Source organism: Bacteroidota bacterium (assembly GCA_039714315.1).
In the GTDB taxonomy this organism is placed as follows: Bacteria; Bacteroidota; Bacteroidia; order Flavobacteriales; family JADGDT01; genus JADGDT01.
Genome location: JBDLJM010000147.1, coordinates 1 through 7,453, shown reverse-complemented (window position 1 = coordinate 7,453; position 7,453 = coordinate 1). Strand labels below are relative to the sequence as shown.

At 35.1% G+C, this 7,453-nt stretch carries 8 protein-coding genes; 3 read left to right on the top strand and 5 right to left on the bottom strand.

Features of this window, described 5'->3' with window-relative positions:
• Positions 1-235: 235 nt before the first annotated feature.
• Together ABFR62_12015 and ABFR62_12010 are read right to left on the bottom strand one after the other, a co-directional pair.
• Positions 236-1,402 carry an acyloxyacyl hydrolase gene (locus ABFR62_12015; GenBank protein ID MEN8139147.1) on the bottom strand — a complete coding sequence of 389 codons (1,167 nt, stop codon included), beginning with the start codon at positions 1,400-1,402 and terminating at the stop codon, positions 236-238.
• A 61-nt stretch (positions 1,403-1,463) separates the two neighbouring features.
• Positions 1,464-1,859, bottom strand: a complete 396-nt coding sequence (locus ABFR62_12010) for a PEGA domain-containing protein (protein ID MEN8139146.1) — start codon at positions 1,857-1,859, stop codon at positions 1,464-1,466.
• Positions 1,860-2,276: 417 nt separating this feature from the next.
• On the opposite strand from ABFR62_12010, the gene ABFR62_12005 reads away from it, so the two are divergent.
• Positions 2,277-2,936, top strand: a complete 660-nt coding sequence (locus ABFR62_12005) for a potassium channel family protein (GenBank protein ID MEN8139145.1) — start codon at positions 2,277-2,279, stop codon at positions 2,934-2,936.
• Between the two features lie 5 nt (positions 2,937-2,941).
• Here ABFR62_12005 and nadE read toward each other — a convergent pair whose 3' ends face one another.
• A complete protein-coding gene (gene nadE / locus ABFR62_12000; GenBank protein ID MEN8139144.1) occupies positions 2,942-3,730 on the bottom strand; it encodes an NAD(+) synthase in 789 nt (262 codons plus the stop codon).
• 127 nt (positions 3,731-3,857) lie between these two features.
• Between nadE and gldB the strand changes: the two genes are divergently transcribed.
• Complete coding sequence (gldB, locus tag ABFR62_11995) at positions 3,858-4,826, top strand: gliding motility lipoprotein GldB (GenBank protein MEN8139143.1); 969 nt, start codon at positions 3,858-3,860, stop codon at positions 4,824-4,826.
• 69 nt (positions 4,827-4,895) lie between these two features.
• Positions 4,896-5,231 (top strand): gliding motility protein GldC, encoded by a 336-nt coding sequence (gene gldC / locus ABFR62_11990; protein MEN8139142.1) that lies wholly within the window; start codon positions 4,896-4,898, stop codon positions 5,229-5,231.
• 298 nt (positions 5,232-5,529) lie between these two features.
• On the opposite strand, the gene yihA is transcribed toward gldC, so the two are convergent.
• A complete protein-coding gene (gene yihA / locus ABFR62_11985) occupies positions 5,530-6,144 on the bottom strand; it encodes a ribosome biogenesis GTP-binding protein YihA/YsxC (GenBank protein MEN8139141.1) in 615 nt (204 codons plus the stop codon).
• A 4-nt stretch (positions 6,145-6,148) separates the two neighbouring features.
• Positions 6,149-6,910, bottom strand: a complete 762-nt coding sequence (locus tag ABFR62_11980) for an alpha/beta hydrolase (protein ID MEN8139140.1) — start codon at positions 6,908-6,910, stop codon at positions 6,149-6,151.
• Positions 6,911-7,453 lie beyond the last annotated feature (543 nt).

Genomic DNA, 7,453 nt, shown 5'->3' with positions numbered 1-7,453 from the left:
GCCAGGCAGGCAAGTACCACCGCTCAGGGCAAGCTTTTATCTTTCCTCTTTTATCTTTCCTCTTTTATCTTTTCTGCCTGACTGAGTCACGCAGGCAGGCCTCTTTTAGCTCGCTGGCACTCCATTTTTAAACGGTTGCTCGCTGAAGCTCCTTAGCTCACTGGTACTTTTATTCTTAGCTGTTGTTCGCTGAATTTCATTTCGTCACTTTATCTTTTCAGATCAACATACAGACCTAAAAAATATATACTCCCAGTCCCCACTCAATATACTGCGCCTGACCAATATATTCAGTCTTAAATGATACGTGTGTATATAGTTGCTCTGTTATAAAAAATTTGAATCCGGGCCTCAGATACGCATACAAATCATCTCGGTACTGTTTCCAAAGATACAGTCCAACCTGAAGTTCTAATTCAAGGCGGCCAACTATAAGAGCATTAGAAACATTGACCCCGGCTGTATATGCTGCATTCTTCGGAGCTGTTTCTCCTTTGTATTCCCAGAAATTGGTAGGGATACTGGAGTCGAACATTAAATCAACTCCGCCTCCTATTTTATAAATGTAGTTTACCTGATGAGTGTATCCTATTGTAGCCAGTCCTATTCCGTAATAGCTGTCGTTTGTGTTTTTATTCTGCCTTACACCTGTTGCTCCTCTAATGTGCCAGTGGTTCTTTTTCCAAATAGGATCGGGAACACTTTCGATAAATGTTGGATTTATTGCCGGTTCGTATTCCGGAAATCTGTCTTTTGTAAACCTCTTAATCGGGTTAAACCTGTATAGTGCACCAACATTAATATCAATCATGTTAAGACCTAAGTTTGGCTGTGTAGTTGAAGAGTTAGAGAAATGAGATAAGTTTATTCCCGGTCTTATTGACCATCTTTCGCCTAAATTAATATTGTATTTTACACCCAAATCAAAATATACATTTACCAGAGAACCGATTGCGATATTGCCGGGGTTTTCGCTTTGGTCATAGGGGTTAAATTCATAAGATAATCCTACCCCTAAACTTACATCCAGTTTGTCTTTATTGTCTCTTCTCCAAACAGGGAAGTCTATGAAACCAAAAATAGCACTGGGATTTCCAATCTCTTTCGTGTGAAACCTTGAGGAATATACTCCAATTCCGTATGTTGGATAATTCAATTTTTGATGAAAATCTTCTGTTCCATACGATTGCCATCCTATTCTTAATTCCAATGCCTGGAAAGGGTGAGATGTCATATCAACCATTTCTTCGTGATGAGCCATTATCCCGCCGTAACGCGCTATAGCCTCGAAATGCTGAAACCAACCGTAGTTTTTGTCTGCTTTTATTTGTTCTAATGTCATCTGGGCATTTACAGCAATCGAAGACATTAGTATAATATAGAAAAGTATTAATTTTTTCATTTTTTTGTGTTTAGATTTTATAGCAACCAGTAACCAGTAACCAGTAACCAGCAACTAGCAACTAGTAACCGGTTTCACTTTCTGCTTCCCTGAGTTTATACTTAATATTTCCCGGTTTGGGTTTGTAAATAGCTCCGGTATAGTAATCAATACCTAAACCAACAATAGATACCATATCAGCAATAAAATAGGCAGCATCAGTTTTGAGGTCTAAATCAATTTTAGCTGTTTCGAAGCCTTCACTTTTTATTTCAATCAGATTTTCCTTGTCCAATTTGTGATTTTCAACCCAGATCTCTAATGGTGCTTCTCCCAGATACTCATTATTTAAGTACACTTTTGCGTTTTTTGGATAGCCGTTGTAAACAGTCAGGCGGCTTTTGTTAGGTGTAAATACAGTTGCACAGCCTGTTAGTAAAGTAAAGGCAATAACAAACAAGGGTATTAGTCTTTTCATTTGCATAGTATAATATTTTGATTACATACAATGGTCACACTATGAATTATCGCGTAAGAGAGTAATTTATGTGTGACTATGGCGCAGTATTGATTATGTATTTATTAAATTTAAGGTAAATTTATTACAAATAAAAACATAAACGTATGATTGTCAATTGTTTGATGAGGAATATTGTAGGTTTGTAGCAATTAGTAAAGATTTGTATCTTAGGTAGGCCTAAGTTTTTCTAAAAAAAACTCCAATCATCGGCTGAGCGGAGACACGGTGAGTTGATGACAAATAAAATTAACCGCAACGTAACGCTATGTAATGCGCAACGTAACGCAAAAATACTTCGAGAAACTTGGTGGTAAAAAAAGTTGTCTTAGGTAGTAGTAATAATGTGATTGGATTTCCTAAAGATATTATACAGTTATGACGAAATTAAGACCATATTTAGCGTTTTTGTATAGGTATAGATTCTTATTTCTGTGGATTACATTTTTAGTTGAATTTATTGCACCTTCATTTATCGAGCACGATAATTTTATGTTGGATTCTGTGCTAAGTACATTGTCGATATTGGCAGGGATGATTGTATTACTTGCCCGAAAAAGGTTGTTTATCGTTATACTTATACTGGGATTATTTGTTATTGTAGAGAGCTTTTTTAATAATATAATCTCTTCACTTTGGTTAGCAACATTGTCGAATGTGTTGTTAATAGTTTTCTATATTATTATTGTTTATGAGATTTTCAGGGAATTACTTGATTTTTCTAAAGTAGATCTAAATACAATAGGAGCACTGTTGGCTGGATTTTTTGTGTTGGGAGTTATGGGAGGAGTTGTATTTACTCTTACCGAAATTAATTTCCCGAATTCATTTACAGGTTTGAGTAGTACGGGAAAACCACATTCAGAACTCGTTTATTTCAGTTTTGTTACATTAACAACTATTGGTTATGGAGATATATCGCCAATAACACAATTTGCCCAGAGGGTTACTATTTTGTTTGGGTTGATTGGAAACTTTTATTCCACAGTAATAATAGGTATAATTATAAGTAAGTTTTTGGCAGCCAGAGATAAATGAATTACTTAATCTTGTAGAAGTTCTTCAGGTATTTCACAAACCGGAATAGGGTTCATCTTATGCTGATTTGCACTATTTAGTCTTTTGTATATCGCCAACACTTCTTCTTCTCTCCTGTTTAAATCAGAGTTTAAGTTTTTTTCTACATAGTTCATTGCCCATTCCAGCTCATCGTAACTTGCTCCCAGTTGGTCTTCATCTGTTCTGTCTTCTCCCCAAAGCCCATCGGTAGGTGCAGCTGTCAGAATCGATTCAATAACTCCTAATTCTTTGCCTAATGCATAAACTTCCGATTTCATCAAGTCGGCAATCGGACTTAAATCAACACCTCCATCACCGTATTTTGTATAAAATCCAACCCCAAAATCTTCAACTTTATTTCCTGTACCGGCAACCAGTAAGCCATTGATGCCTGCAAAATAGTATAGAGTAGTCATTCTTAGTCTGGCTCTTGTATTGGCCAGCGAAAGTTCTTCGCTGCTTGAATCTGTCTTAGGGAAAGATTTTACAAGATTACCAAAAGTTTCGGTGAGGTCTACCCTAAGTGATTTAACGTTTGGATATTTATTTTCCAGGAAGTTGATATGATCCTGTGCCCTTGTAACCTGAGTTGCATCCTGATGTATAGGCATCTCTATTAACAATACCTTTTTACCTGTTTTGGCGGCTAGAGTTGAAGTCACAGCTGAGTCAATTCCTCCGCTCACGCCAACAATGAATCCTTTTGTTCCTGATTTTTCTGTATAGGAGTTTAACCAGTCTGTAATATGTTCGATAACTTTCTTAGAATTCATTTTGATCAATTTTTTTAGAGAAGCAAAAATAGTGAAACATCAAACATTAAACGCTAAACATCGAACAAATTTAATTAGTCTATATAGGAAGCCTTTCTTATTTTTGGCTGATTTTTATTTTAAAGGAATGAATTATTTGAAAAAAATATTATTTGTAATATCAGTATTGTTTACTGTAGTATCGTGTACTGATTCTAATGTGGTAGATGTGTCGAATATTGAAGTGAACTCAAAACTTGTACGTTTCGACAGCTTGTTTTATAATGCAGATGAAGTTTCACTGGCAACATTAAAGGCTAATTACCCTTTAATGTTTCCTGAAGAATATAGTGATTCTGTTTGGGTAAATAAGATTAACGATTCTGAGGAGCAAAAAATATATAAGAAGACAGTAGATGTTTTTGGAACTTTTGATAAGGAATATTTCGAGATAGTTGAGGTGTTTAAACATATCAGGTATTATTTCCCGAGGTTTAATACTCCTGATGTATATACCATTATTTCTGATTTTGATTATCAGTATCCGGTTTTGTTTTCAGGGGAGAGGCTTTTTGTTTCACTGGATATGTATTTGGGTGCAGGAGAAGAAGAATATTCGGGATTTCCCGAATATTTGGTTCGAAACATGCGACCTGAAAGGATAAAGGTTGATGTAAGTGATGCTCTTTTAAGAACTGTAATGTCGAAAAGTCCTTATGATAAAACACTTTTGTCGCAGATGGTATACAGTGGGAAATTATTGTATTTAACTCAAAAAATGCTCCCGGGTGAAGATGCTTCTCTCGTAATTGGTTATAGCCCGGAAGAGTTAAAGTGGTGCGAAACTAATGAAGCAGAGATATGGACATACCTGATAAAGAATAAGTACATATATAATACTGACCCTCGACTAACTAAGAGGTTTATAGATGTAGCACCATTTACAAAATTTTTCCTGGATATGGATCGCGAATCCCCGGGAAGAGTAGGTATATGGATAGGTTGGCAGATTGTTAATTCATACATGGAAAATAACGATGTATCGATTGATGATCTTGTGAAAAATAACGATGCGAGAGAAATATTTGTTAAGTCGAAATACAAGCCCAGAAAGTAATATAAATATGTGAAGACATGCTTGCTGGGCTTGTAAAAGTATACATAGTCTTCTAAAAAAAACAAAAAGATGGAAAATCATAAATCAAAGATAACTTTAGAAGTAGAAATGGACACTAATAAAGTCCCTGAAAAGATGTATTGGTCAGCTCCTGACGGAGGAGTAGATAAAACAGAATCTCTGGCATTTTTACTTTCTGTTTGGGATAAAAAATCGGAGGATACTCTTCGAATAGATCTGTGGACAAAGGAAATGAAGATAGATGATATGAAAAGGTTCTTTCACCAAACCCTGGTTTCTATGGCCGATACACTTGAGAGAGCAACCAATGAAGATAAAATGGCCGGGGATTTAAGAGATTTTTCCGATTATTTTGCAGAGAAGCTGGAGTTAGTGAAGAAATAAAAATTATGCTGTCATTTCGTCTACTTTGTATCTACCCATGACAACCTTTTTTACCGCAAAGTTTCGCAAAGTTATGCGCCAATTTTCGCGAAGTATTTTTGCGTTACGTTGCGCATTACTTTATTCACGAGAGTTTATAGTGGGTGTTCATGATTGCTTCCGTCGGCTAAGCCGAGGCACTGCGCAATTGCGCTACGTTGCGGTTAATTTTTTTTGTCATCAGCTCACAGTGCCTCAGCTCAGCCGATGATTGGAGTTTTTGAGCAAAAAACTTACCTCTACCTTTGACAACATTTTTTTAGGATAAAAAATGATCTTTCAATTCTTCGTTAAGCTCACCTATATATTCTAATATTTCTTCCTTACCTAACTTGGTTTCTGCAGAGGTCACAAACATTTTAGGCAATTCTTCCCAGTTTTTACTTAATTCATTTTTATAAAAATCAAGACTTGTTGCCAACTTATGTTTATTTAATTTGTCTGCTTTGGTAAATACTATACTAAAAGGTATTCCAATTTCTCCAAGCCATTCCATAAACTCAACATCAAGTTTTTGTGGCTCATGTCTTGAATCAACCAGTACAAAAAGATTTATTAGGTTTTTACGATTTTCAATATAATTGCTAATCATTTTACCAAAGTCTCTTCTCATTACCTTTGAAACTTTAGCATAACCATAACCCGGTAAATCAACCAAAAACCAATGATCGTTTATTAAGAAATGATTTATCAATTGTGTTTTTCCCGGTTTTCCTGATGTTTTTGCTAAGTTTTTGTTGTTGGTAAGCATGTTTATCAAAGAAGACTTTCCAACATTTGATCTGCCGATGAAGGCATATTCAAGCCTGTTTTCTGATGGGCATTTCTCAAGCTCAGTATTACTTATTACGAAAGAAGAGGTGTTTATTTTCATAATTCTAGAAATGTTTTTTCATCCAGTCATCCAAAATGTCGTTGAATTCGTCAGGTCTCTCCATCATTGCAGCATGACCACATTTGTCAATCCAATGAAGTTCTGAGTTAGGGAAAAGTCTATGGAATTCTTCTCCAACATTTGGTGGAGTTACTATATCATTTTTTCCCCAGATAAGACATACCGGAAGATCCATTTTAGGAATGTCTTCTGCCATATTATGTCTTATTGCACTTTTTGCAATTGATAAAATTCGAATAGCTTTTAATCTGTCGTTTACAACATCGTAAATTTCATCTACAAGTTCTTTTGTTGCTACTTTAGGGTCGTAGAATACTTCTTCGGCTTTACGCTTCATGTATTCGTAATCTCCTCGTTTTGGGTAAGATTCTCCCATAGCATTCTCGTATAATCCGGAACTACCAGTTAATACCAATCCAGCTAAATTATCAAAATGTTTTTTCGCATATATTAGTGCAATGTGTCCACCAAGCGAATTTCCTACCAGAATAACTTTACCTAAATTAAGGTGTTGTATAAGGTTGTGAACATGTTCTGTTAAATTCTTAACATTTGTTTTTAGTACCGGAAGATCATAAATAGGTAGTGATGGAGCAATTACTCTGTACCCGTCATCTACCAGTTTTTCAACTACACTTCCAAAATTACTTAAGCCTCCTAATAAGCCGTGAAGTAATAATATAGGTTGTCCTTCACCTTTATCTATATAGTTGAACTGTTCTTCTTTTTTCTTTCTGAAAATCATTTGACTTTATTTACCATCAAGATGCAAAAGTATAAATAATGTATGTAAATGAATAGAAAAAAGAATGTTAGAGTTGTTTAAAGTTTAAAATGTCTGATAATCAGCTTAATTTAATGTTGTTTATCGGTAACTTTGATCGAAATTGGTTGCTATTAGGCAAAAAAAATAGCGTTTGTATTATATGTAAAGGATAAAAATATTTTGTGATTGGATTGTCGTTTTTTATTAATACTCAATCATTCAGGAGATAAAATGTGATGGAGAGACGGGGTGATGGAGAGGCATCCCTCAAACTCTCCTACTATTATACTCTCTCTCTGAAGTGAAAATCAGACGGAGTAACTGTGTTTAGGTTAATAATATCCGATATTATCTATGTATGGGAGCAGAGCAACAGAATAATAATAGCTATGGTGAAGTTTATACCAAATAAACATCAAAATGCCCATATCATTCTTTATCCCTGCCTGACGGCAGGCAGGTAATCCAGTTATACTTTATTAAAAATTATTTAGTTCACGAACTTTGTTTTTAATGTGTGTT

What these genes read in the sequence shown, in the direction of transcription:
- ABFR62_12015 (MEN8139147.1), bottom strand. Translation starts at nt 1,402, where the DNA reads ATGAAAAAATTAATACTTTTCTATATTATACTAATGTCTTCGATTGCT.
- ABFR62_12010 (MEN8139146.1), bottom strand. Translation starts at nt 1,859, where the DNA reads ATGAAAAGACTAATACCCTTGTTTGTTATTGCCTTTACTTTACTAACA.
- ABFR62_12005 (MEN8139145.1), top strand. Translation starts at nt 2,277, where the DNA reads ATGACGAAATTAAGACCATATTTAGCGTTTTTGTATAGGTATAGATTC.
- gldB (MEN8139143.1), top strand. Translation starts at nt 3,858, where the DNA reads ATGAATTATTTGAAAAAAATATTATTTGTAATATCAGTATTGTTTACT.
- gldC (MEN8139142.1), top strand. Translation starts at nt 4,896, where the DNA reads ATGGAAAATCATAAATCAAAGATAACTTTAGAAGTAGAAATGGACACT.
- nadE (MEN8139144.1), bottom strand. Translation starts at nt 3,730, where the DNA reads ATGAATTCTAAGAAAGTTATCGAACATATTACAGACTGGTTAAACTCC.
- ABFR62_11980 (MEN8139140.1), bottom strand. Translation starts at nt 6,910, where the DNA reads ATGATTTTCAGAAAGAAAAAAGAAGAACAGTTCAACTATATAGATAAA.
- yihA (MEN8139141.1), bottom strand. Translation starts at nt 6,144, where the DNA reads ATGAAAATAAACACCTCTTCTTTCGTAATAAGTAATACTGAGCTTGAG.